We start from the raw sequence: 24,700 nt of genomic DNA, 5'->3' as shown, positions 1-24,700 counted from the left end.
ATCCTCTCCAGCGCCGTGGACCCTCGGGACGAGACCTTTCAGGCCAACGCCCGACGGAACCGCGAGCTGCGGGCAGAGCTGCGCCAGACTCTGCGCCGCACCGCCCTGGGCGGCTCGGAGAAGTCCCGGCAGCGCCACCAACAGCGTGGCAAGCTGCTCCCCCGCGAGCGCGTGGACCGGCTCCTCGACGCCGGCAGCCCTTTCCTGGAGATCGGCGCCCTGGCCGCCCACGGCATGTACGAGGACTCCTCCCCCGGCGCCGGCATCATCACCGGCATCGGGCTCGTGCACGGCAGACAGGTGATGGTGGTCTGCAACGACTCCACCGTCAAGGGAGGCACCTACTTCCCCCTGACGGTGAAGAAGCACCTCCGCGCCCAGCGGATCGCCGCGGAGAACCGTCTGCCCTGCCTCTACCTGGTGGATTCTGGAGGAGCCTTCCTCCCGATGCAGGACGAGGTCTTTCCCGATGAGGACCACTTCGGCCGGATCTTCTACCACCAGTCCCAGCTCTCCGCGCAGGGCATCCCCCAGATCGCCGCGGTGCTGGGCTCCTGCACCGCCGGCGGGGCCTACGTGCCAGCGATGAGTGATGAATCGGTGATCGTGCGCAACCAGGGCACCATCTTCCTCGGCGGCCCGCCGCTGGTGAAGGCCGCCACCGGGGAGGTCGTCACGCCCGAGGAGCTGGGCGGGGCGAAGGTCCACACCGCCCAGTCCGGAGTCGCCGACCACATCGCCGAGGACGACGACCACGCCCTGCAGATCGTCCGGGACATCGTCGCCACCCTTCCGCCCCCGGGGCCGCGGGCCTGGGAACGCGCGGAGGCGGCACCCCCGCCCCGGCTCGACGTCGCCGAGCTTGACGGCATCATCCCGCAGGACGTCAACCGGCCCTACGACGTCCACGAGATCATCGCCCGGATCGTCGACGACGGCGCCTTCCACGAGTTCAAGCGCGACTACGGCACCACCCTGGTCACCGGATTCGCCCACCTCGACGGGCACCCGGTGGGCATCGTGGCGAACAACGGGATCCTGTTCTCCGAATCCTCGCTGAAGGGCGCCCACTTCATCGAGCTGTGCGACCAGCGCGGCATCCCACTGCTGTTCCTGCAGAACATCTCCGGCTTCATGGTGGGCCGTGACTACGAGGCCGGGGGCATCGCCAAGAACGGCGCGAAGATGGTCACAGCGGTGGCCACCACCCGGGTGCCGAAGATCACCGTGATCATCGGCGGCTCCTTCGGCGCCGGGAACTACTCGATGTGCGGCCGTGCCTACTCCCCACGGTTCCTGTTCACCTGGCCCAATGCCCGGATCTCCGTGATGGGCGGGGAACAGGCCGCCGCGGTGCTGGCCACGGTGAAGCGCGACCAGATCGAGTCCGCCGGCGACGACTGGGGCCCTCAGGAGGAGGAGTCCTTCAAGGAGCCCATCCGACAGACCTACGAGCACCAGGGGCAGCCGTACTACTCCTCGGCCCGGCTCTGGGACGACGGGATCATCGACCCCGCCGACACCCGCCGGGTGCTCTCCATGGCGCTGGAGGTCTGCTCGCGGACCCCGCTGCCGGAGCCGAACTTCGGCCTGTTCAGGATGTAGGAGACCAGATGCCGCAGCCCCCGAGGACCCGTCCCGCTCCGCTGTTCTCCACCGTGCTGGTGGCCAACCGCGGGGAGATCGCCTGCCGGGTGATCGCCACCCTGCACCGGTTGGGGATCGCCTCGGTGGCGGTGCATTCGGAAGCCGACGCCGACGCTGCCCACGTCCGCCTGGCGGACCGTTCCGTCTGCCTGGGTCCGGCAGCGGCCTCCGCCTCCTATCTGGACATCGAGGCGGTCATCGAGGCCACCCGCGTCACCGGGGCGGAGGCCATCCATCCCGGCTATGGGTTCCTCTCCGAGAACCCCGCCTTCGCCCGGGCCTGCGCAGAGGCCGGCATCGTGTTCATCGGCCCCGGAGTCCGCGCCCTGGAGATCATGGGCGACAAGATCCGCTCGAAGGACCACGTGGCCGCCGCCGGGGTGCCGCTGGTCGAGGGCGTCTCCGCACCGGGGCTGGGTGACGACGAGCTGGTCGCCGCGGCCGCGGGGATGACCTATCCTGCGCTGATCAAGCCCTCTGCCGGGGGTGGCGGCAAAGGGATGCAGGTGGTCGAGCGTCTCGAGGATCTCGCCGCGGCGCTGCCGGCGGCGCGCCGGGTCGCCCGGTCGGCCTTCGGGGACGACTCGCTGATGATCGAGCAGCTGATCCGCTCCCCCCGGCATATCGAGGTTCAGGTGCTCGCCGATGACCATGGGCGCGTCATCCACCTCGGCGAGCGCGAATGCTCTCTGCAGCGCCGTCATCAGAAGGTCATCGAGGAGGCCCCCTCCCCGCTGCTGCTGGACTCACCCGACGGTGAGCGGCTCCGTGCCCAGCTAGGTGAGGCCGCCTGCGAGGCGGCACGCAGCGTGGACTACCGCGGTGCCGGCACGGTCGAGTTCCTGGTCTCCGACGCGCAGCCGGAGAAGTTCTTCTTCATGGAGATGAACACCCGCCTGCAGGTGGAGCACCCGGTCACCGAGGAGATCACCGGGGTGGACCTGGTGGAGCAGCAGGTGCGCATCGCCGCCGGCCAGCCGCTGGAGCTCACCCAGGACGACGTCGTCCTCACCGGTCATGCCATCGAGGCGCGCGTCTACGCGGAGACCCCTGAGGCGGGGTTCATGCCCTCCACCGGCCGTATCCTGCACCTGCGTGAACCCTCCGGGCCCGGGATCCGAGTGGACTCCGGACTGCGTGAAGGCTCCACCGTCGGGGTGGACTACGACCCGATGCTGGCCAAGGTGATCGCCTCCGGCCCTAATCGGGAGCAGGCGCTGGCGCGGCTGCACCGCGCACTCGGCGAGACCGTGGTGCTCGGGGTCCAGACGAACCTGGCCTACCTGCGCGGTCTGCTCGCCGACGAGGACGTCCAGGCAGGGCGGATGGACACCACGCTGATCGAGCGCCGGCTTCCCGAGCTCGAGTTCCCCTGGCCCGACGACGACGTGCTCACCGCCGCGGGTCTGCACCTGGCCGGACCACAGGCCAGGCCGGCGTCGGGCATGGGATCAGGCTGGACCAGCGACGGTTGGCGGCTGACCGAGCCGGCGGTGCCCACCGTGTTGGTCACCTACTGCTCTCCCGGCGGGGAGCAGCTCACCGCCACGGTGCAGCTCGACGGCACCGCGACGCTGACCCCACTGCCGACCGGCGCCTCGACCTCCGGCCCCGGGACGCACCTGCTGACCCGTAAGACACGGTGCCGACCGGTGGCGCTCGTGCGGGACGGCGCCGAGGTCTGGGTGTGGGCACAAGGCCTCACGGTCCGGCTGACCGTGGCGGACCGGCGAGCGCAGACGGTGACCGCTCTCGCCCAGCGGGAGGCCGAGCTCTCCGAGGCGTCGCCGGAGGTCACCGCACCGCTGCCCGGCACCGTGATCGCCGTCGAGGCCGACACCGGGACGCAGGTGACCACCGGGGATCCCCTGGTGACGATCGAGGCGATGAAGATGGAGCATCGGATGCTCGCCCCGTTCGACGGCACGGTGAGCATCGCCGTGGCCGCCGGAGACCAGGTGTCGCTCGGCCAGGTGCTGGCGACCGTGACCAAGGAGGACTGAACCCATGCCACAGTCGATGGACCACATGCTCAGCGAGGAGCACCAGGCCCTCGTGGGCGCCGTCAGGGACTTCACCCGGGAGGTGGTCGCCCCCGTCTCGGCGACCCACGACGAGGCCCACTCCTTCCCCTACGAGGTCGTCTCCCAGATGGCCGGGATGGGGCTGTTCGGCCTCCCGTTCCCGGAGGAGCACGGCGGCCAGGGCGGTGACTACTTCGCCCTCTGCCTGGCCCTGGAGGAACTGGCGAAGGTCGACCAGTCGGTGGCGATCACCCTGGAGGCCGGCGTCTCGCTGGGGGCGATGCCGATCTACCGCTTCGGCACCCCTGAGCAGAAGGAACGTTGGCTGCCGGAGCTGACCAGCGGAGAGCGGCTGGCCGGGTTCGGGCTCACCGAGTCCGAGGCCGGCTCCGACGCCGGAGGCACCCGCACCCGCGCGGTGCTGGAGGACGGCGAATGGGTCATCGACGGCACCAAGGAATTCATCACCAACTCCGGGACCGACATCACCTCCCTGGTCACCGTCACCGCCGTCACCGGAGAAAGGACGCTGGGCGACGGGAGCGTGAAGAAGGAGATCTCCACGATCTTGGTGCCCACCGACACCCCGGGCTTCACGGCGGAACCGGCCTATGACAAGGTCGGCTGGAACGCCTCAGACACCCATCCGCTGACCCTGCGGAACGTCCGCGTCCCGGAGGAGAATCTGCTCGGCGAGCGCGGGCGGGGCTATGCGAACTTCCTGGGCATCCTGGACGAGGGTCGCATCGCCATCGCCGCACTGGCCACAGGGGCCGCACAGGGCTGCGTGGACGAATCCGTCCGCTACGCTCAGGAACGGGAGACCTTCGGGGCCCCCATCGGCTCGAATCAGGCGATCTCCTTCAAAATCGCCCGCATGCAGGCCAGGGCACACTCGGCCCGGCTGGCCTACTACGACGCCGCCGCTCGCATGCTGGCGGGCAAGCCGTTCAAGACCGAGGCGGCCATCGCGAAGCTGATCGCCGGTGAGGCCGCCATGGACAACGCCCGCGACGCCACCCAGGTCTTCGGAGGCTACGGCTTCATCAACGAGTTCGTGGTCGCTCGGCACTACCGGGACTCGAAGATCCTGGAAGTCGGCGAAGGCACCACAGAGGTCCAGCTGATGCTCATCGCCCGCAGCCTCGGACTGGACTGACCGGCGCAGGAGGGAGAGGATCAGCCATGACCACTGAACGGATCATCCAGCAGCGCGGCCTGTATCTGGACGAGATCGAGGTGGGCGCCGTCTACCGGCACGCCCCGGGTCGCACGGTGACCGAATCTGACAACGTCCTGTTCACCACGCTGACCATGAACACCCAGTCCCTGCACCTGGACGCCCACTGGGCCGCCACCCAGCCCTTCGGCCGTCCGCTCATGAACTCCATGTTCACCCTCTCCACCCTGGTCGGAGCCTCGGTGGCGCAGCTGACCCAGGGCACGATCGTGGCGAACCTGGGCTTCGAGACCGTCTCCTTCCCCCACCCCCTCTTCCCCGGGGACACGCTCTCCTCGGAGTCCGAGATCCTCGAGAAGCGGCTCTCCTCCTCCCGACCGGGGCAGGGGATCCTGAAGATCCGGCACCGAGGGCGTAACCAGGACGGCACCGTGGTGGCCGAATGCATCCGCTCGGTGATGCTCTGGGTCTCGGAGGACGCCCACCGGGAGGGTGCACCAGGAGGTGCCTCATGAGGCGACGTCGTGGATTCACCGTGGGCCCGTCCCTGCTGTTCTGCCCGGCTGACCGGCCAGAACGCTATGCCAAGGCCGCCGATCGTGCCGATGCGCTCATCCTCGATCTGGAGGACGCCGTGGCCGACCGGGACAAGCCGCACGCCCGCCGGCACCTCCGTCAACACCTGCAGACGCTGGCCGCACCCGAGTCCGCCGAACTGCGCGCCCGCACCGTGGTCCGCATCAACCCCGCCGGCACCCCGGGCTTCGCCGCCGACGTCGACCTGCTGGCCGGCACCGGTGTGGAGCTGGTGATGCTGGCCAAGACGGAGTCCCGCGAGGAGGTCGACGCCGCGGCCCGGGCGCTGCCCGATGCCGGGATCATCGGCCTGTGCGAGACCGCCGCCGGGGTGACCCGCGCCGAACAGATCGCTTCCCACCCGCAGGTGGTCGCGCTGATGTGGGGCGCGGAGGATCTCCTGGCCTCGATCGGGGGGAGCTCCTCGCGCCGGCCGGACGGACGCTATCGGGATGTGGCCCGACAGGCCCGCGCCCAGGTTCTTCTGGCCGCGGCCACCCACGGAGCGGCTGGGATCGATGCGATCTACGCCGACATCGAGGACACCGACGGGCTGGCCGCCGAAGCCGCCGACGCCGCCGCCAGCGGCTGGACCGCCAAAGCCTGCATCCATCCCGCCCAGGTGCCTGTCATCCGCAGCGCCTATGCTCCCACCGAGCAGGAGCTGGACCACGCCCGGGCGCTGCTGGCCGAAGTGCCCCACCACGGCGGAGCGTTCCGCTTCCGCGGGTCGATGGTGGACCTGCCGCTGGTCCGCCATGCCGAGCAGGTGGTCCGGCGGGCCGAAGCCGCGGCTCAGTCGCTCCGGTGACGCTGGCCGGGAAGCGGACGCGAGGAGGTGCCCTTCCAGCTGCGCAGGGCCCAGATGGTCAGGAGGACGACGACGGCCCAGGCGCAGAGCACGACGACCCCCGGCATGATCCCGGGCTGCGAGATGAACGCGCCCACGGCCACCAGAGAGACCTGGCCGGGGATGGTGGAGACCAGCCCGGCGACCACGAAGTCCCGCTGCGAGACCCCGAAGGCGCCTGAGCCGTAGTTCACCGGCCAGTACGGCAGCCCGGGCATGAGCCGCAGCGTGCAGACCGCGTGGAATCCGGCGTCGGCCAGGTGCCGCTCCACAGTGGAGGCGTGGGTGCCCAGCAGACGGATCACCGTGGTCCGGCCCAGGCCACGGGCGAGCCAGTAGGCGGCCCAGCAACCGATGAGCACCCCGATGATCGAGAGGATGCTGCCCTGCACGACGCCGAAGAGCAGCCCTCCGGTGACGGCCATGATCGTCACCGGGATGGGTGTCATGGCCACCAACGCGTAGAGACCGATGAACGCGAACCAGGCGCCCCATCCGAGGTCCTCCATCGCGGCGCGCAGCTCCTCCACCGAAGGCAGCCGGACGTTGAAGGCAAGCCAGAGCATGAGCAGCAGCACCAGCACCAGCACCGTGTTGCGCAGGTAGGTGCCCCACTGCAGGGCGAGACCACGCCGGGGAGGGGTGTCCCCGCCGTCGTCGGGGGTGGTGCTCCCGTCCGGCTGGTCCTGACTCATCGGCTCCACTCTACGACGCTAGGCTGACGTCCATGACCCCAGACACGAGCACCGGCAGCACCTTCCACCAGCTGTGCGCCGAGCGTGGCAGGGCGTTCCCGCTGCTCACCGAGCGGCTGTTGCTGAACCCTTTCACCGCGGAGGACCTCCATGAGGTGTGGGAGTACTGGCTGTCCCGGGGGTCCAAGTTCACGGTTCCTCGGCTGGCGGGACGGCGTCGGCTATGCGGTGCTGGCCGAGGAGCTGCCGCCCCGTCATTGAAGGTCAGGTGGACGGATCACCGGCAGAACTTTGGGACAATGGCAGGGTGACAGAGCGCGAACACGAGCCCCGCCCCTCCGAGGACCACGCCCCGGCCAAACCGCAGCTGACTCCTGCCCAGTCCAAGCGGATCTCGCAGCCGATGGTCGCCATGGTGATCACCATGGCCGTCACCGTGGGGGCCGTCGCCGCCTTCTACATGATGAACCCGGAGCCGGACGTGGAGCCGTACCACCGGGACGAGGACGTCCACCAGGAGGCGCTCTACGTCGCCGAGGTCGCCGACTTCGCACCCCTGGCCCCGGACGTTCCCGAGACCTGGACCGCCAACTATGCCCGCTGGGAGACCCGCCCGGAGCACGGCGTGTCGGTCTGGGAGGTCGGCTACACCACCGACGCGGTCGACTTCATCGGGTTCGCGCAGACCGACCAGGGCAACCCCACCTGGATCGCGGAGGAGACCTACCAGGCCACCCCCACCGGCATCGTGGACATCGAAGGGCTGGAGTTCGAGGTCCGGGACGGCGACCGCGGCCGCACCTACTATGTGCTCACCGAAGACGAGAACGACGTCGACGGCACCACCGTGGTGATCACCGGCGACGCCTCCGAGGAAGAGTTCACCCACGCCCTGACCGCGCTCGTCGACTCCCTCGGTGAGGAGCCGGACACCGAGGAGTGACCTGCGGTGGCTTAGTCTGATCATCATCGCCCAAGCCCGCGGGAGGCATCCCGTTCACTGTGACATCTGTGAGGAGCACGATGACCCACACCACCGCCCCTGAGCCCACTCCCTCGCCGCTGAGTCCCTTCGAGGTCTGGGAGCGCCTGCAGATCGGCAACGCCCGGTTCGTCTCCGGAGAGGTCGCACATCCGAACCAGAACGCCGAGCGCCGCAGCTCGCTCACCGAGGGGCAGCACCCCATGGCGGTGATCTTCGGCTGCTCGGACTCCCGGCTGGCCGCAGAGATCATCTTCGACGTCGGACTCGGTGACGTCTTCGTGGTCCGCACCGCCGGTCAGGTGATCGACGACGCTGTGCTGGGCTCCCTGGAGTACAGCGTCGACGTCCTGCAGGTGCCGCTGATCGTGGTGCTGGGCCACGACTCCTGCGGCGCGGTGACCGCCGCCATGGAATCCGCGGCCTCGGCGACCACGCCCACCGGCTTCGTGCGCAGCCTGGTGGAGCGCATCACGCCCTCGGTGCTGGCCGCTCAGCGTCAAGGGCTGACCACAGTCAACGAGACCGTCGAGGAGCATGTGAAGCAGACCGTCTCGCGCATCACCGAGCACTCGCGCACCATCTACGAGGCCGTCGAGGAGAACCGCACCGCCGTCATCGGGGTGACCTACCGGCTCGCCGAAGGGCGTGCAGATCTGGTGAGCACCATCGGCAGGGTCTGACCTCCGCTTCACAGTGCGCCGGCTCGGTGCGGAGCCTGCCGGGCCTCCCTAGAATGGCCCCATGACAGAGAACTCTGCATCTCAGACCGAATACCGAATCGAGCGCGACACGATGGGCGAGGTGAAGGTGCCCGCCCACGCGCTGTACCGCGCACAGACCCAGCGCGCCGTGGAGAACTTCCCCATCTCCGGACGCACCCTGGAGCGCGCCCACATCGAGGCGCTGGCACGAGTGAAGAAGGCCGCCGCCCGCGCGAACGCAGAGCTCGGGGTGCTCGACGCCGAGCTCTCCGAGGCCATCGCCGGTGCCGCCGAGAAGGTCGCCTCCGGCGAACTCGATGAGCACTTCCCTGTGGACGTGTTCCAGACCGGGTCCGGGACCTCCTCGAACATGAACACCAACGAGGTGCTGGCCACCCTGGCGAACCAGGCGCTGAAGGAGAAGGGCTCGGACAAGGAAGTCCACCCGAACGACCACGTCAACGCCTCGCAGTCCTCCAACGATGTCTTCCCCACCTCGGTCCACGTGGCCGCCACCTCCGCGCTGATCAATGACCTCAAGCCCGCCCTGGCCTACCTGGCCGAGGCCCTGGAGGCCAAGGCCGCCGAGTTCGCCGACGTCGTGAAGTCCGGCCGCACCCACCTGATGGACGCCACCCCGGTGACCCTGGGGCAGGAGTTCGCCGGCTACGCGGCCCAGATCCGATATGGCATCGAGCGCATCGACTCGGCCCTGCCGCGCGTTGCCGAGGTTCCGCTGGGCGGAACCGCCGTGGGCACCGGTATCAACACCCCGAAGGGCTTCGCCGAGAAGGCCATCGCCCACCTGGCCGAGGACACCGGCCTGCCGCTGACCGAGGCGCGCGACCACTTCGAGGCGCAGGCCAACCGCGACGGACTGGTCGAGGCCTCCGGCCAGCTGCGCACCATCGCCTACTCGCTGATCAAGATCAACAACGATCTGCGCTGGATGGGCTCCGGTCCCAACACCGGTCTGGGCGAGATCTCCCTCCCGGATCTTCAGCCCGGCTCCTCGATCATGCCCGGCAAGGTCAACCCGGTGATCTGCGAATCCGCCATCCAGGTCTGTGCCCAGGTGATCGGCAATGACACCACTGTGGCCCTGTCCTCGACCAACGGCGCCTTCGAGCTCAACGTGGGCATCCCGGTGATGGCCGCCAACCTGCTCGAGTCCATCCGCCTGCTGAAGAACACCAGCTACGTGATGGCCGACAAGATGATCTCCGGCCTGACCGCCAACGAGGACCGCTGCGCCTTCCTGGCCGGAGCCTCACCCTCGGTGGTGACGCCGCTGAACAAGCACATCGGCTACGAGGCGGCCGCCGACATCGCCAAGCACGCGGTGAAGAACAAGGTCACCGTGCGCGAGGCCGTCGTGGAGCTGGGCTACCTCGAGCGCGGCGAGCTCACCGAGGCGCAGCTGGACGAGGCCCTCGATGTGAAGTCGATGACCCAGCCGGGATGACACCCCGTGCGGCGACAGATTCCCCGGTGATCGCGGAGCTCCATGCGGCCCTTCCCGGACGGGTCATCACTGACCCGTCCGGGCTGGTCGCGCTCTCCACCGACAAGTCCGGGCACCGCGGCGAGGGCGTTCCGCTGGCGGCCGTGCACGCCCAGAGCGTGGAGGACGTCCAACAGGTGTGCCGGATCGCCAGCGCGCATCGCACCCCGGTGGTGACCCGAGGTGCCGGCACCGGTCTCTCCGGCGGCGCCACCGCGGGCGCCGGGGAGATCGTGCTCTCCCTGGAACGCATGGACCAGGTGCTGGAGATCTCTGAGGGCAACCGGCTGGCGGTGGTGCAGGCCGGAGTGATCAACGGCCGGCTCGACGAACATCTGGCCCCCCACGGGCTCTGGTGGTCCCCGGACCCGGCCAGCAAGGACATCTCCACCGTGGGCGGCAACATCGCGATGAACGCCGGCGGGCTGCTCTGCGCCAAGTATGGGGTCACCCGAGAGTCGGTGCTGGCGTTGAAGGTGGTGCTGGCCGACGGGCGGTTGCTGGAGGTGGGGCATCGCACCGTCAAAGGTGTGACCGGCTACGACCTCACCGCGCTGATGATCGGCTCCGAGGGCACGCTGGGGATCATCGTGGAGGCCACGTTGGCGCTGCGCCCCGCCGTCACCGGGGACACCCCGACCCTGGGTGCGGTCTTCCCGAGCATCGTCGACGCCGCCGCGGCCGCCGCCGAGGTGGTCCGCGCAGGCCATGTGCCTGCGGCCATGGAGCTGTTGGACCGGCCCTGCCTGGACGCGATCGCCGCGCACACCGGCAAGGAGCTGGCCCCCGGCGGTCAGGCGTATCTGCTGCTGCAGCACGACGGCGCCGCAGCCCGTGAGGAGGTCGCCTCCACCGCGGAGATCCTCGCCCGGCACCGGGCGCAGCTGACCCATGCCACCGACCAGGCCGACTCCGAGCGGCTCTTCGCGCTGCGGCGCCTGATGTTCCCCTCCCTGCAGGCGTTGGGTTCGCTGCTGATCGAGGATGTCGCGGTGCCGCGGGATCGCCTGGCCGAGGCGTTCGCGGAGATCCGCCGCATCGAGGAGGAGTTCGGGCTGAGCATCCCCACCGCCGCCCATGCCGGGGATGGAAACCTGCATCCCACGTTCACCTTCACCGGGGAGATCGTGCCGCCGCAGATCTGGGAGGCGGCGGGCCGGATCTTTGAGATGGCCCTGGCCATGGGCGGTACGCTCACCGGAGAGCACGGGGTGGGGCTGCTGAAGCGCCGTTGGCTGGCCGACGAGCTCGGAGCCGACCAGATGGACCTGCAGCAGCAGATCAAGGCGGTCTTCGACCCTGCCGAGATCCTCAACCCGGGAAAGATCTTCACTCCATGAGCAGCTGCGCGGGCGCCCCGGCGTCGAGCGCCCAGTCGATGACCATGCGCTGATCCTCCGCGAGCGGCTCGGGCAGCGCGGCGACCGAGAACCAGCCCACGTCCACGGATTCGTCGTCGTTGACCCGCGGCTCGCCCTCCACCGGCTCCATCTCCAGCACGGTGTCCAGGAAGCGGCAGCGGTCCCCGTTGGCGTACTGCACCAGGTGGGTGGCGAACACTCCGGCCACCCGCACCGGCCGCGCGAGGACGGCAGTCTCTTCCGCGACCTCCCGCACGGCGCCCTTCCCTGGCTGCTCACCAGGATCGAGGATCCCGGAGGTCACGGTCCACGCCCCGTTGTCACTGCGACGGACCAGCAGCACCTCCGGCTCCGGCAGGTCGACGTCCCCGACCCGACGGCGCAGGACGACGCCGCGCACAGCAGGAATCCACAGGTCAGAAGTGCCGATATGGGTGCGCAGGTCACGGATGAACTCTGGTGTCGGTGCCATCGCCTGCCACCTTAGCGGCTCAGGCCGCGATCATCGCGATCGCGGTGCCCAGGATCAGGAAGGGTCCGAAGGGAAGACGGGTGCGTCGGTCCGCCTGCCGGGTCAGGATCAGGACGAGAGCGACCGCCCCGGCCAGCAGGAAGGAGAGCAGCACGGCGGCCGCCACCGTCGCCCAGCCCAGAAAACCGGTATAGAGCCCCAGCACGACGGCGAGCTTGACGTCGCCCATGCCGATGGAGGGCGGGTGCGCGAGCCGAGCGATCAGGAAAAGCACTCCCCAGAGCAGCCCGGCACCGATGCCTCGGAGAAGTCCCAGGATGTCCCCAAGCAGCACCGAGACCACGAGCAGCATCCCCGCGGTCACCGCCGCCCACGGGTAGAGGATCCGGTTGGGCAGCCGGTGCTCCGTGAGGTCGATGAAGCTCAGGGCGACCGCGCACACGGCGAAGACCATTCCCCCGAGGAGAAGCACCATCCCCGCTAGCACCTCCGCCGCCGCCCCCGAGGTGATGAGGTCGCCGATGAAAGGAATCACGCATCCAGCTTAGGAAGGCGCAACGCTGAGGGGAACCCGCCCGGTGCGCCCTGTGGAGAGCCTCTCCACCCTGTGCGCCGGCAGGTCGCCCCGACCGAGCAGGGGGCGCCGTACCGGTGACGGCTCCCCCTGCTCGGTGGACATGGCGCTCAGTGGTGAGCGTGAGTCAGCGGCGCGATCCCTTGCGGCCGGTGATCAGCTGCCAGATGAACGCGACCAGGACGCCGCCTCCGATGGCGAACAGCCAGGTGGCCAGGTCGAAGAACTCGTCGTTGACGTTGATGTCGAAGACGGCAGAGGCGATGAACCCTCCCAGCAGCGCTCCGAGCAGGCCCGTGATGAGCGCTCCCAGCCATCCGCCCGGGCCGTTGCCCGGAAGGATCAGCTTTGCGATGGCGCCGGCGATGAGGCCCAGGACGAGCCAAGCGATGATTCCCATAGGTGTCTCCCTCGTGTGGATGTGATGTGTCACGGTGTTCGCTGGTCAGCGGACGGCGGATCGGGCCCGAGCGGGCCGCCGTACCCGATGCCGTCATGCTTCCGCGAGCGGACCGGGCAGTGTCCTTCTCCGGCAGGGCGGTTCAGGTGGTTCATGGGGCCGGCCTTCGCCCCTGCAAGTCCTCGGGGAACAGGAAACCGACAGGGTCACGACCGTCGAGGACGAGGAAGGGACTCTCGGAGTCACAGGCCAGGAGGCAGGACATCGCTTCCACATCGACGAGCGAGGCGTCGACGCGGATCCGGCCCTGGTGCTCCACCAGGAGAGCGGCGCAGAGCTTGTGCCGCCAACCGGCGGGGTCCTCCGCCATGCGGCGTCGCAGGCGGCGCCGAGGCAGGTGGCCGACGATCTGACCGGAGAGGTCGATGACCCCCAGCTCGGCATCGTCCTCGAGCGCCATGGTCATCACGCTGTGCAGAGCAGCCGTGACGGGCACGGTGCTCGCCAGGGGCCGCATGACCTCGCCCGCAGTCTCCGGTCTCCGCGTGGAGACGGCCCCGCCTCCCGGTCGGAGCAGCACGGCGCGCTGACCTTGCGGGAGTGGGCCCTGGAGGCGGCGCTCCAGCATGCGAAGAGCGCCGGCGTCCCAACGGCCCACATGGCGCAGATCAAGGATGACCGGTGGAGTCCCTGGTGGTGACGCACGCTCTGACAGCGCGTGAAGAAGATCTCCGACAGCGATGTGGTTCAGTGCGCCGAAGACACGCAGACGTCGCGGGGCGACGGGGTCGTCGACGACAGAGATACGGGCAGCGGGCATCGGGGCACACCTCAAGCAGAGTCATTGAGGATGAGGCCCACTGCTGAACCTGATCCCCTCAAATAAACCACATCTCTTCCACGAGTGAAAACATCACCCCCTGAACAGGCTGAGCAGACATCGGCCATGGCCCGCGGCAGGCGCCACCCGGAATGCACCCGCCCCGTGCTGGCGATGAGACGCGTGGTGTCGTACATTTGCTTCTCGTCGCATCCGCGGCGACCCGCAGGGCCTCCGAGAGCAGGGGATGAACGATGAGCCACGACGATCCCGAGGCAGCGGGTCAGCAGCTGTACGAGCTCCTGGCCAAAGACCGGGAGCTGACGGAGTTCCTCCACGAGGTCGCCAGCACCTCCGCCGGTCAGATCGGACGCCACGGCCGAACGGGCTGCGGGGTGATCCTGACCCGCGGCCGCCGGAACACCGTCGTCGGGTACTCCGATCCGGACGCCAGGAGGATGGACGAGATCCAGGCCGGGTTCGACGACGGCCCCTGCCTCACCGCCCAGCGCACCGAGACGATCTCCCATGTGGTCGACGTCCTCCATGAGACACGCTGGCCCGCATACATGTCGGAGGTCAGGGCCTTCGGCATCCGCAGCATCCTCGGGGTGCCTCTCGTGCTCGGCGATGCCGGAGCCGCCGCCATGAACTTCTACTCCACCGAGGCGGATTCCTTCACCACCGCGGACATCGAGGATGCGCGCAGGTTCTCCAGGATCGCCTCGCAGGCGCTCACCGTCGCGGCACGCATTGCCCGGACCCAGGAGGCTGCGGAGCACCGACGCCGCGCCATGGCGTCCCGCACGCCGATCGACGTCGCGGTCGGCATCGTGATGGCGCAGAATCGTTGCAGTCAGGAGGCGGCGTTCGAGATCCTCCAGACGGCGTCGAGCCATCGCAACGTCAAGCTCCGGGACCTCGCGACAGAGCTTGTGGCCTCCATCGGCCAGCCGGTGCCGGTTGCGGCATTCGAGGAATGACCATCTCCGATCTCGGTCGGACGAGCAGCATACGCTCGGTCACGACCAGAGGTTGCCGCCTCTGCACCCCGACGGGACTCTTGATCCCGGTACGGCTCTGAGAACGTGTCCGAGACATGCAGTGGCTGATTCTCCGAACCCCTGTGGAGGGACCGAGGTCAGTCACCCATCGACCCCTGCCAGGCGGTCACGTAGCGCCAGACGCCCTCGCAGCCCTCGACATAGTCGACACCGAGCTCCTCGATGACGGCGTCGGCGATCGCCTCGGTCTCCGCCTGCGACGCCGTGCCGCCGGTGCGAGCACGCTCGACCGCGGCGCAGATCCACCCATGCAGCTCACTGAGGTGGGACTCCACTCCTTCGATCCGCCAGCTTCTGGTCTCCTCCGTCGCAGCCTGATCAGGTCCGGTGGCCAGCGTCATCGCTCGCCTCCAGCCCCGGCTGACTGGTCGACCCGCGCCTGGGACGCCTTCAGCCCTGCGGACAGGTGCCGGTGAAGCTGCTCAGGAACCAGGGTGCCGACGGCCTCGTCGCCGTCGACCACCACCACCGGGCCGACGTCGGGCTCCTGACATCGGCGGAGCGTCTCGGCCACCGAAGGGTCGTCGAGGAAGGCGTCCGCCGAGACCTGGTCGGCGAAGGTCTCCACCAGGGAGGCGCAGCGTTTGTGCCGCCAGTCCTCCTCGCTGTGCAGCATCATCGCTCGCAGCCGCTCCTGACGGATGAGCCCCAGCGGCTGGTGGGCGAGGCTGAGCACCACCAGGTCCTCACCCTCGCTGACACGCTCGGAGGCCTCGTGCAATGACTGCACGGTGCTGATCGTGGAACGGACCGGAGTCATCACCGCCCGGATCGGGACGCCGCCGTCGTCGGGCCTTCGGACATCGTCCTGCGACATCTCACTCTGGTGGCTCCACTCCTGGCGGGCGTCGGTGACATGGCTGGGAACGACGGAGGCGTCGGCGGAGACCGGAAGGTCCACTGTGACGGCGGGTCCGAGGCCTCGGCTGTTGAGTTCGGCGACACTCCGCATGGTCTCATCCAAGGCGTGCGGCTCGATCTCTTGGAGCCCACACAGGCTCAGCAGCAGGTCCGGGCAGTCGGGAAGGTGCGCCCGACGCTCCAGGAACGTGATCAGCTGCGGCACGGTGCGTGAGGTCAGAGATCCTCGGACCCGGATCCGCAGGGCTCCCCGGAGGCTGTCCGGTGACAGGTCGAAATGGAGTGCATGGTACATCGTCCACCCCTAGAACGGTGAGTGGAATGGGCCTGCTGCTAGACCTGGCTCTCCACTTAACCACAATGAATGCATCCGGGGAAAGGGCGCGGGGCCGCCCCGGGGGGTCCATCACTTCTCGCCTCATCACGTACCATGGGTGACCCCGCTCATAGGCGGCCACGAAGCTCGTCGAGCTCCGCGAGAGAGGATTCATGGTGACTTCTGGCGAAAGTTCGACGTCGGCGGCTGAGATGCTCTACGACCTGCTGGTCGACAACGAGGACCTCGCCGGCTTCCTGGGCGATCTCGCGAGCATCTCGACCGATCAGGTGGGGCCGGGCGGCGCCACGCACTGCGGGGTCCTCCTGGAGCGGCACCGCCGCAACGTGGTGGTGGGCTGGAGCAGCCCGGAGGCCCGGCAGCTCGACGAGACGCAGGCCGGATTCGACGCCGGTCCCTGCCTGGACGCCCAGCGCACCTCCACCCTCATCCGTGTGCCCGACGTCCGATACGAGGCGCGCTGGCCTGCCTATATGGCTGTGGTGCGCGAGTCCGGGATCCGCAGCATCCTGGCAGTGCCGCTGACCTTGAGCGGGGCTGGCGTGGCGGCGATGAACTTCTACACCTCCGACCCTGCCGGATTCGACGATGCCGACATCGAGCGTGCTCGGCAGCATGCCGCCCTGGCCTCCCGCGCCCTGTCGGTCGCAGTGCGGATCGCCAAGGAATCCGAGGAGGCCGCGGACCGACGCCGGGCCATGGAGTCCCGCACCGCGATCGACGTGGCGGTCGGGGTGATCATGGCGCAGAACCGGTGCCGCCAAGAGGAAGCATTCGACATCCTGCAGAAAGCCTCCAACAATCGAAATCTCAAGCTGCGCACCCTCGCCGAGGAACTTGTGGGCTCGATCGGGCAGCAGGCGCCGATCACCAGCTTCGACAGCTGAGCATTTCCTCTCCCCTGTTGTTAAGTCGCGCTCTCGCAGATCCCATCAGCCGAAGCTGCACGACGACGAATGGCGATGCTCTAAAGCCAATGAGTGCAAAAAATCACCCCTGCGGGTATCCTGATTAGACATTCGCTATTCTGGCGACGGAATCAGGGAGGCACTCATGGCTGAGGCATGGCGTGAAGCACGTCTGATTCCGACCTCGGGGATCCGAGGCACGACGGAGCAGGAAGTCAGGGCCACGTCTGCCCTGCTGGCCGTCTTGAGCATCGTGCCCAGCTTCGCTCATGCTCTGCTGAAACCCTGCGGTGCGTCATTGGGCCGCATGCGGGCGAATGTCGAGTGCTTCGTGGAAGTCGCCTTCGAGGACAAGAAGAAGAAGCGCTCTCCCAGACCCGATGGTCTGATTCGTGTGACCCGAGGGAGCACGGTGTGGACCGCTCTGGTGGAGGTCAAGACCGAGGGCAACGGACTCGACCAGGAGCAGGTCGAGAGCTATATGGACGTCGCCAAGGAGCACGGATTCGACGCCGTCCTCACCATCTCCAATGAGATCCCTCCGATCCAGGGGACCCATCCTCTCTCGCTCGATGGGCGGAGCCTTCGCGCCATACCCGTCTTCCATTACTCGTGGGTCCGGATTATCACTCTCGCCATCATGGAACGGGAAGTCCGTGGCATCGAGGACGATGAACAGAAGTGGATTCTCGGCGAACTGATCCGGTATCTGGAACACGAGAACTCCGGTGCGCTGGACTTCACCGACATGGGCACATCGTGGAAGGCCGTCACCGAGTGCGTGAAGACGGGGCTGGTCCGACGCGGAGCCTCCGATGTGCTGGAAGTGGCCACGAGGTTCGACGGATTGATCCGCTATATCTCCTTCAAGCTGGGGCAGCGGCTCGGAGTTGACGTCACTCCCCAACTCCCCCGCAAGCAGAGAGAGAATCCTGCCGAACGGGCAGCGCAGCTCGCCTCGGAGCTTGAGAAGGACGGATCCTTCTCAGGGAGCATCCGCATTCCCGGCACCGTCAGCGACATGGACATCCGCTGTGACATGCGAGCCAAGCAGATCCAGATATCGACCACTGTCCCGGCCTCCGGTCACGCGCGGAATGCAACCCGGATCAACTGGCTCCTCCGTCCGCTGGATGACGATCTGACGGACGTCGTCGTCGAGGCTCATGCTGGGAGGCGACACCACGCCGAAAGCCTCGAAGCACTCCGCGAAGACGTGAAGGACGCCCTCCCCGAGGGGTTCCCGGAGATCAGGAGCTTCACCATCACCCGTGTCAGCCACCTGGGCCTGCAGGGGACCACGCGGGGCAAGGAGTCGTTCATCAACTCCGTCATCCAGGCAGTCGATGACTTCTACGCCAACATCCTGCAGCGTCAACGTGTCTGGACACCGCCCGCCCCCGAGTATCGCTCTCGCGCCAGCGAGCCCGGTCAGGAGGAGGTCTATTCCTCTGAAGAACTGGCTTCTCCACCAGCTGAGGTCGATCATTCTGAGGAAGGCGTCACCGCACACGACAGCTGAGCATCTCTCCTCGCCGTCTCGTTCATCTGCCCTCCCTACAATGGACGCGAGTCGACTCGAAGGGCGAGACATGATCATGAGGAGAAGCTCCACCCCGGCGCCGTCCGGGAGCGATCCGCAGGGCTCCGACTCCTGGGGGGCACTCTGGAAAGACGCCCGCCGTCACGCTCTGCGGACGTTCGCCCCGGTTCTGATACCTCTGGTGCTGATGTGGGGGTTCTACATCGTGAAGCTCGCCACGGGGAACTGGATCAACATCGCCCTCAGCCTAGATGCCCGCAGCATCTCCGGGCTCGTCGGCATCCTCTTCATGCCGCTGCTGCACGGCAGCTTCAGCCACCTCCTGGGCAACACCTTCTCCTGGCTGATCCTGGGTGGGATGACCGCCCTGCTGGACCGACGCTTCCTGCTGATCATGGGGCTCATCTGGCTGCTCACCGGGGCGATCCTGTGGGTCATCGGCACCCCGTGGCTGTGCCACGCCCCGGACGGCTATGACTGCGTCCGCCGACACGTCGGCGCCTCCGGGGTCATCTACGGCTTCGGCGCGTTCCTGGTGGCCTACGGATTCCTCACCCGCCGCATCTCCGCGATCCTGGTGGCCTTGTTCGTGCTGCTCTTCCATGGGCTGTCCATGCTGGCCGGCATCCTGCCGCTGACTGCAGGGTCCGGGGTCTCCTGGACCGGACACCTCTCCGGCGCGATCGCCGGCGTCGTGGTCGCCTTCCTCATGACGAAGGAGGCCCGGGCCGCGCGTGCGGCCCGAGCCTCCCCCTGAGAGCTGACGCGCTCCCGGTTCAGTCAGATTCGAGCACGGAGGTGACCAGCGCGGCGATCCGCGAACGCTCGGACCGGGTCAGGGTCACGTGGCCGAACAGGGGGTTGCCCTTGAGGAGCTCGACGACGGCGGCGACCCCGTCGTGGCGGCCCACGCGCAGGTTGTCACGCTGAGCGACATCGTGGGTGAGCACGATCTTGGAGTTCTGCCCCATGCGGCTCATCACGGTCAGCAGCACGTTCTTCTCCAGGGACTGGGCCTCGTCGACGATCACCCAGGCATCGTGCAGGGACCGGCCACGGATATGGGTCAGCGGCAGGACCTCCAGCATTCCGCGGTGGGTGACCTCATCGAGCACATTCTCCGAGACCAGAGCCCCCAGAGTGTCGTAGACCGCCTGGCCCCAGGGGTTCATCTTCTCCGCCTCGGTGCCGGGCAGGTAGCCCAGCTCCTGGCCGCCCACCGCGTAGAGCGGACGGAAGACGATGATCTTCTTGTGCTCGCCGCGCTCCAGCACCGCCTCCAGTCCGGCACACAGGGCCAGCGCGGACTTCCCCGTCCCCGCGCGACCGCCCATGGACACGATCCCGACAGAGGGATCCATGAGCATGTCGATGGCCAGTCGTTGCTCGGCCGAGCGCCCGTGGAGCCCGAAGACCTCCTGATCACCCCGGACGACCTCCACATGCCGAGGAGTCGAGGAATCCGGCTGGGCATCGCCCGCGGCCGTCTTGACCCTGCCCAGCCCGGAGCCGCTTCCCGAGGAGATGATCAGCCCGGTGTTGACGGGAAGCTCAGAGGCCTCCTCGAGGTCGATCCTCTCGCCCGCATAGAGCTCGGAGACCTGCTGCTCGGTGGCGGAGACCTCAGCCAATCCGGTCCATCCGGAGTCCGTCACCCACTCGTTGCGGTACTCGTCGGCGTCCAGACCCATGGCTGACGCCTTCACCCTCATGGGCAGGTCCTTGGAGACCACGGTGACATCCCGACCTTCGTCGGCGAAGCTCTTCGCCACGGCGAGGATCCGCGAATCGTTGTCCGTGCCGCGGAACCCCTGCGGGAGCACATCCAGCGAGATGTGGTTGAGCTCCACGATCAGGTGGCCTCCCTCCTCATTGAGCGGGATGGGCCGGTTGAGCACACCATGGGTGACCCGCAGCTCGTCCAGCAGGCGCAGCGCGGAACGGGCGTAATACCCCAGCTCGGAGTCGTGACGCTTGTTCTCCAGTTCGGAGATCACGACGACGGGGATGATCACCTCGTGCTCGGCGAACCTCAGGATCGCCTTCGGATCCGAGATCAGGACCGAGGTGTCGAGCACATAGGACTTCTGCGCGACCTCACGCTCGACGGGGTCGTCGGTGCGCTCGGCGGCTGCAATCTGGTCGGGGGTGTTGACGGAGGCCACGGTAACTCCAGTCCGGAAACGACGAGAGGCTCCGCCGTGCGGCCGGCTGCGCTCCTGGAGAGCGTGCACTGCCACCTCGACGGAACCTCACGTGTTCCCGCATCGATAGTCGGACGATGTCTGCGGCTCGGCCCCTGCAGGGGCCGGACCGACCCTTGCTGCCATTCGGCATGTGTATGGGCCTCCCCGGTCAGGTACCTGACACCTTCAGAGTAGGGCCCACCATGCCCTCTGACGCGGATGCGTGCGGAGTGTCACATGACGATTCGGTGAACACCGGGGCTCATCCGCCGAACCTCCGCTGCCGCTGAGCGTAGTCGCGCAGGGCGCGGACGAAGTCCACCCGCCTGAAATCCGGCCACAGCGCCTCGCAGAAGTAGAACTCCGAGTAGGCCGACTGCCACATCAGGAACCCGGAGAGGCGCTGCTCTCCTGAGGTGCGGATGATCAGGTCCGGGTCCGGCTGCCCGCGGGTGTACAGCCACTGGGAGATCGAGCCCGGCGTCAGCTCTTCGGCCACCTCTTCCAGGCCACGCCCCTGGGAGTCGGCCTCGCGCAGCAACTCCTTGACCGCGTCGACGATCTCCTGCCGACCCCCATAGCCGACCGCGACGTTGACGTGCACGGCCGGCGACCGCTCGCGACTGCGGCGCACGATCCGCCGGATGCTTCCGGTGCGGGTGGTGACGGTCTCGGCGTCGTCGTCGGCGGGCTCCGCGGCATCCTCGGCCTCGTCGGCCGCCGCGTTGCGCTCCCCCAGCTGGCGCAGACGAGCCGCCAGAGGCTCCGGAAGCAACTCCAGGGCGCCCACCGGATGGACCCGAACCGGGCGCCCGCCCGGGCGGCTCTCGGCCAGCCGATCCAGCGTGTCACCGATGATCTCCATGAGCTGGTCCAGCTCCGCGGCGGAGCGGTTCATGTTGTCGGTGGAGAGCATGTAGAGGGTCACCGTGGGGATGCCCAGCTCCGCGCACCAGTCGATGAACTCCACGATCTTGTGAGCGCCGGCCAGATGCCCGTCGGCGGTGGGGGTGCCAGCCAACTTGGCCCAACGACGGTTGCCGTCGACGACGACTCCGATGTGCTGCGGCATACGCTCTCTGGGCAAGGCGCGGCTCAGCCGCGACTCATACATGCTGTAGGCCAGATCCATCAGCCCCATGCGGCCTTCCTTCCTCAGCGCCCCGCCGTGCTCCCCCACCGTACCGCGCCGACACGGGTGGAATCGTTGACACCCACCTGCGGGTTTGCGACAGTGAAGTCACCCACGATGGAGACCACGGAGGCAGCTCATCCCCATGATCCAGCGGAGACCCCGCAGCCGAGCCGAAGCCGCGGTGGCCGCCCTGGCCGCCGCCGGCGTGCTGGTTCTGCTGGGCTGCGCTCCCGAAGCCCCGCCCGCAGCCCCGGAGGAGCCGCAGGAGTCCGACCCTTCGGAGGAGACTCCTGGCACGGAACCCGACCCCGAACCGGAGCCCGAGGAGGACCCCGGGGAGGATCCTGAGGGGACGGACGCGGTCGTCGTCGACCAGACCGTGTGGAACTTCGACACGATGGAGGAGGTCGACCTCCGGGTGGAGGTCCATCCCTTCGTGCGGGTCTCGACCAAGGAGGGCGACTTCCTCAACGGGCTGATCACCTATCAGATCACCTCCGACTCCGGCGAATACCACCTGGACCGCCACGGAGTGCATCCCCACGAGGTTCGCCTGGTGGACACCGAGGCCCAGAGGATCACGCATCCGGCCTTCGCCACCGACGGCAGCGGCGAGGAACACCTGGCCGATGTCGAGGACTCCACGGTGCATGCCGGCGACGGCCCCGTGCGCTGGGCCGGGGTCCACGCCGATCCGGGCACCGAGAGCACCGCGGTGCTGCTCCCCTACCTGGGACTGATCGAGGACGTGGCCATCGTGGACGCGGAGGACGCCGACACCTCCGACTACCTGCCGGCGGAGGAGGCGCTGCCCGAACTGGTGGAGATCCATGAGGCCACCTGGGACCTGCAGTCCCACCGCGAGCGCGCCGACGGAGACGTCCAGATCCGCCAGAGCGACGATGGAGCCACCCTCACCCTGGACTCGGACATCCTCTTCGCCGTCGACGAGCACACCCTCACCGAGGAGGCCGAAGCCGCTCTGCAGGTGGCCTCCGACGAGCTGGAGGGCTTCGAGGGAGGTGAGCTCAGGATCATCGGGCACACCGATGACGTGCGCTCCCTGGAGCACAACGAGCAGCTCTCTGCGGATCGCGCCGAGGCCGTCCACCAACGCCTGGAGGAGCTGCTGGATGCGGAGGACCTCACCGTCACCGCGGAGGGTCGGGCCTTCCACGAGCCGGTGGCCAGCAATGAGACCGAGCAGGGCCGGGCGATGAACCGCCGGGTGGAGCTGCACTACACGCCGGCCGAGGTGTCGGATCCGCCTGACACCGAAGACGCCGGAGGGCTCGAGCAGACCGAGGACGACGATCTGCCGTCCACCTCCGGACCGGTCGGAGAGGCCGGGGAACCCCTGGAGATCACCGGAGAGCACGGCGGGGTCGTCGAGGTCAACGTGGAAGGGGTCTACACCGCCGGGAATCTGCTGGTCGGCAGAATCCGGGTGGAGGTGCTGGAGACCGCCGACGACGGCGAGGAGCCCCTGCCGCTGTCCTGGGCGCTGGGATTCGGGGACCTGGGCATGCACGAGAGCCATGAGAACCCCTACAATCCGGGGAACCAGACCGACGCGCTGACCCTGCTGAATTCTCAGGAGCGGATCTTCCCCTTGGAGTTCGGCGGCACCGAGAGCTTCGAGGGCGCCGACGAGGACGGATTCATCCTGGAACAGGGCGACCCCTGGCGCTCCGTGGCGGCCGACCGCGGCTTCGGCACGGACGCCGAGGCCGAGGTGGGAAGCTGGTCGATGGCCACCGTCCTGTGGCCGCAGACCGGAACCGAGGAGGTCGTCGTCGACGTCCCGGGGCAGAGTGAGCACGCCGAACGCCCGTGGTCCGAGCCATGGCGCGTGGTGGACGTGCCCGTCGAGACGGAGAAACCCTAGTGCAGGAGACCCTCACACCGACTCGCCGGCGCTCCGCCCTGCCGATCTTCATCGCCTGCGCCTACGGCCTCGCATGGCTGGTGGCCCTTCCGCTGTGGCTGGGTGACGGCCTGAACTCACCGTGGTTCATGGTCGTCACCATCGCGATGATGTTCACCCCCGCCGTCGCCGCGCTCGTCGCCGTACTGGTGGAGAGGCCGCAGAAGAAGGCCCAGGCACTCGGGCTGGTCCCGCTGCAGCCAGTCGGCAGGCTCCTGCGCCACCTGGCGCTGGGACTCGTGGTGCCGATCGTCGTATGCCTCGCCGCGCTGCCGATCGGCCACCTCGCCGGCGTCTTCCCTGCGGACTTCACCGGTTTCAGCGGCTTCCAGCAGATCACCGAGCAGCAGCTGGCCCAGGCCGGCGTCGACGAGCTGCCCCTGCCGATCGAGACACTCGCCGCCCTCCAGATCATCAACGTGCTCGTGGCGGCGCTGGTCATCAATCTGCTGCCTGCACTGGGAGAGGAGATCGGGTGGCGCGGATGGATGCTGCCCAAGCTCCTGCGCTTCGGCCCCTGGGGCGCCATCGGGATCTCCGGGATCATCTGGGGCCTGTGGCATTCCCCGCTGATCCTGCTGGGCTACAACTACCCCGGCACCCCGGGATGGCTCGCATTGGTCGCGATGGTCGCCCTGTGCACGATCATGGGCGGTGTCTTCGGCTGGCTGCGCCTGCGCAGCGGCTCAGTGTGGCCGGCCGCGCTGGCGCACAGCACCTTCAACGCAGCGGCCACCACCTACTTCCTCTTCATCGCCGCCGACGCCACCTTCGACCCCCTGCACGCCACCATCACCGGATGGACCGGATGGATCCTTCCGGCCGTCGTCGTGCTGCTGGTCGTCCTGACCGGCAGGTTCTCCCCCGTGTACCAGGGATCGGCAGGAGATCTGCCGCGCGACGACCAGTGAGCCGTGCGACACAAAGTTACCCGCAGGTTACTTGTGGCC

25 protein-coding genes are annotated in these 24,700 nt (G+C 68.2%); 16 read left to right on the top strand and 9 right to left on the bottom strand.

What is annotated here, in order from left to right; all coding sequences use genetic code 11:
• Positions 1-15: 15 nt before the first annotated feature.
• From ODE13_RS05170 to ODE13_RS05150, 5 genes are read left to right on the top strand one after another with little or no spacing between them, the layout of a single operon-like run.
• Positions 16-1,605, top strand: coding sequence for a carboxyl transferase domain-containing protein (locus tag ODE13_RS05170; protein WP_322478365.1), 1,590 nt, complete (start codon positions 16-18; stop codon positions 1,603-1,605).
• Between the two features lie 8 nt (positions 1,606-1,613).
• Complete coding sequence (locus tag ODE13_RS05165; protein WP_322478271.1) at positions 1,614-3,650, top strand: acetyl/propionyl/methylcrotonyl-CoA carboxylase subunit alpha; 2,037 nt, start codon at positions 1,614-1,616, stop codon at positions 3,648-3,650.
• Between the two features lie 16 nt (positions 3,651-3,666).
• Positions 3,667-4,830 carry an acyl-CoA dehydrogenase family protein gene (locus ODE13_RS05160; protein ID WP_416210572.1) on the top strand — a complete coding sequence of 388 codons (1,164 nt, stop codon included), beginning with the start codon at positions 3,667-3,669 and terminating at the stop codon, positions 4,828-4,830.
• A 26-nt stretch (positions 4,831-4,856) separates the two neighbouring features.
• On the top strand, positions 4,857-5,366 hold the full coding sequence (locus tag ODE13_RS05155) for a MaoC family dehydratase (RefSeq protein WP_322478269.1): 510 nt from the start codon (positions 4,857-4,859) through the stop codon (positions 5,364-5,366).
• On the top strand, positions 5,363-6,238 hold the full coding sequence (locus tag ODE13_RS05150) for a CoA ester lyase (RefSeq protein ID WP_322478268.1): 876 nt from the start codon (positions 5,363-5,365) through the stop codon (positions 6,236-6,238). Before ODE13_RS05155 ends, ODE13_RS05150 begins: the two co-directional genes overlap by 4 nt.
• On the opposite strand, the gene ODE13_RS05145 is transcribed toward ODE13_RS05150, so the two are convergent.
• Positions 6,223-6,972 (bottom strand): TVP38/TMEM64 family protein, encoded by a 750-nt coding sequence (locus ODE13_RS05145; protein ID WP_246348690.1) that lies wholly within the window; start codon positions 6,970-6,972, stop codon positions 6,223-6,225. The two genes, ODE13_RS05150 and ODE13_RS05145, sit on opposite strands and share 16 nt — an antisense overlap.
• Before the next feature lie 32 nt (positions 6,973-7,004).
• On the opposite strand from ODE13_RS05145, the gene ODE13_RS05140 reads away from it, so the two are divergent.
• The 5 genes from ODE13_RS05140 (at position 7,005) to ODE13_RS05120 (ending at position 11,502) form a co-directional block, all read left to right on the top strand.
• A complete protein-coding gene (locus tag ODE13_RS05140) occupies positions 7,005-7,283 on the top strand; it encodes a hypothetical protein (protein ID WP_322478267.1) in 279 nt (92 codons plus the stop codon).
• A complete protein-coding gene (locus tag ODE13_RS05135) occupies positions 7,280-7,915 on the top strand; it encodes a DUF4245 domain-containing protein (RefSeq protein ID WP_322478266.1) in 636 nt (211 codons plus the stop codon). The genes ODE13_RS05140 and ODE13_RS05135 overlap by 4 nt, the downstream gene beginning before the upstream one ends.
• Before the next feature lie 80 nt (positions 7,916-7,995).
• Positions 7,996-8,637: a carbonic anhydrase gene (locus tag ODE13_RS05130; RefSeq protein WP_179540593.1), complete on the top strand. Its 642-nt coding sequence runs from the start codon at positions 7,996-7,998 to the stop codon at positions 8,635-8,637.
• A 61-nt stretch (positions 8,638-8,698) separates the two neighbouring features.
• The gene (locus tag ODE13_RS05125) at positions 8,699-10,123 is read left to right on the top strand and encodes a class II fumarate hydratase (protein ID WP_322478265.1); all 1,425 of its coding nucleotides are present in this window, start codon (positions 8,699-8,701) and stop codon (positions 10,121-10,123) included.
• Positions 10,120-11,502 (top strand): FAD-binding oxidoreductase, encoded by a 1,383-nt coding sequence (locus ODE13_RS05120; RefSeq protein WP_322478264.1) that lies wholly within the window; start codon positions 10,120-10,122, stop codon positions 11,500-11,502. Before ODE13_RS05125 ends, ODE13_RS05120 begins: the two co-directional genes overlap by 4 nt.
• Here the strand turns inward: ODE13_RS05120 and ODE13_RS05115 are convergent.
• The 4 genes from ODE13_RS05115 to ODE13_RS05100 form a co-directional block, all read right to left on the bottom strand.
• Positions 11,492-11,995: an NUDIX domain-containing protein gene (locus tag ODE13_RS05115; protein WP_322478263.1), complete on the bottom strand. Its 504-nt coding sequence runs from the start codon at positions 11,993-11,995 to the stop codon at positions 11,492-11,494. The genes ODE13_RS05120 and ODE13_RS05115 overlap by 11 nt on opposite strands.
• A gap of 19 nt (positions 11,996-12,014) precedes the next feature.
• Positions 12,015-12,530 (bottom strand): A24 family peptidase, encoded by a 516-nt coding sequence (locus tag ODE13_RS05110; protein ID WP_322478262.1) that lies wholly within the window; start codon positions 12,528-12,530, stop codon positions 12,015-12,017.
• A 166-nt stretch (positions 12,531-12,696) separates the two neighbouring features.
• Positions 12,697-12,969 (bottom strand): GlsB/YeaQ/YmgE family stress response membrane protein, encoded by a 273-nt coding sequence (locus ODE13_RS05105; protein ID WP_179540598.1) that lies wholly within the window; start codon positions 12,967-12,969, stop codon positions 12,697-12,699.
• A 151-nt stretch (positions 12,970-13,120) separates the two neighbouring features.
• Entirely contained in the window at positions 13,121-13,789 is a 669-nt protein-coding gene (locus ODE13_RS05100; protein ID WP_322478261.1) for a hypothetical protein, read from the bottom strand.
• Positions 13,790-14,043: 254 nt separating this feature from the next.
• Here ODE13_RS05100 and ODE13_RS05095 point away from each other — a divergent pair, with 254 nt between their 5' ends.
• Complete coding sequence (locus tag ODE13_RS05095) at positions 14,044-14,772, top strand: GAF and ANTAR domain-containing protein (RefSeq protein ID WP_322478260.1); 729 nt, start codon at positions 14,044-14,046, stop codon at positions 14,770-14,772.
• A 158-nt stretch (positions 14,773-14,930) separates the two neighbouring features.
• On the opposite strand, the gene ODE13_RS05090 is transcribed toward ODE13_RS05095, so the two are convergent.
• Entirely contained in the window at positions 14,931-15,194 is a 264-nt protein-coding gene (locus ODE13_RS05090; protein WP_322478259.1) for a hypothetical protein, read from the bottom strand.
• Positions 15,191-16,009: a hypothetical protein gene (locus tag ODE13_RS05085; protein ID WP_322478258.1), complete on the bottom strand. Its 819-nt coding sequence runs from the start codon at positions 16,007-16,009 to the stop codon at positions 15,191-15,193. The genes ODE13_RS05090 and ODE13_RS05085 overlap by 4 nt, the downstream gene beginning before the upstream one ends.
• A 194-nt stretch (positions 16,010-16,203) precedes the next feature.
• Here ODE13_RS05085 and ODE13_RS05080 point away from each other — a divergent pair, with 194 nt between their 5' ends.
• From ODE13_RS05080 to ODE13_RS05070, 3 genes are all read left to right on the top strand, one after another.
• Entirely contained in the window at positions 16,204-16,938 is a 735-nt protein-coding gene (locus tag ODE13_RS05080; RefSeq protein ID WP_322478257.1) for a GAF and ANTAR domain-containing protein, read from the top strand.
• Positions 16,939-17,104: 166 nt separating this feature from the next.
• The gene (locus ODE13_RS05075; RefSeq protein ID WP_322478256.1) at positions 17,105-18,481 is read left to right on the top strand and encodes a hypothetical protein; all 1,377 of its coding nucleotides are present in this window, start codon (positions 17,105-17,107) and stop codon (positions 18,479-18,481) included.
• 208 nt (positions 18,482-18,689) lie between these two features.
• Positions 18,690-19,259: a rhomboid family intramembrane serine protease gene (locus tag ODE13_RS05070; RefSeq protein WP_322478364.1), complete on the top strand. Its 570-nt coding sequence runs from the start codon at positions 18,690-18,692 to the stop codon at positions 19,257-19,259.
• A gap of 19 nt (positions 19,260-19,278) precedes the next feature.
• Here the strand turns inward: ODE13_RS05070 and ODE13_RS05065 are convergent, their stop codons facing one another.
• The gene (locus ODE13_RS05065; protein WP_322478363.1) at positions 19,279-20,640 is read right to left on the bottom strand and encodes a PhoH family protein; all 1,362 of its coding nucleotides are present in this window, start codon (positions 20,638-20,640) and stop codon (positions 19,279-19,281) included.
• Positions 20,641-20,950: 310 nt separating this feature from the next.
• Entirely contained in the window at positions 20,951-21,760 is an 810-nt protein-coding gene (gene uppS, locus ODE13_RS05060; protein ID WP_416210571.1) for a polyprenyl diphosphate synthase, read from the bottom strand.
• A gap of 205 nt (positions 21,761-21,965) precedes the next feature.
• Between uppS and ODE13_RS05055 the strand changes: the two genes are divergently transcribed.
• A complete protein-coding gene (locus ODE13_RS05055; RefSeq protein WP_322478254.1) occupies positions 21,966-23,711 on the top strand; it encodes an OmpA family protein in 1,746 nt (581 codons plus the stop codon).
• Positions 23,711-24,661, top strand: coding sequence for a CPBP family intramembrane glutamic endopeptidase (locus ODE13_RS05050; protein WP_322478253.1), 951 nt, complete (start codon positions 23,711-23,713; stop codon positions 24,659-24,661). Before ODE13_RS05055 ends, ODE13_RS05050 begins: the two co-directional genes overlap by 1 nt.
• Positions 24,662-24,700: the final 39 nt, after the last annotated feature.

It is taken from the genome of Nesterenkonia sp. HG001, from assembly GCF_034438835.1.
Lineage (GTDB): Bacteria > Actinomycetota > Actinomycetes > Actinomycetales > Micrococcaceae > Nesterenkonia > Nesterenkonia xinjiangensis.
Note: the sequence above shows the minus strand (reverse complement) of the source record. Positions and strands in the feature narration are given on the sequence as shown.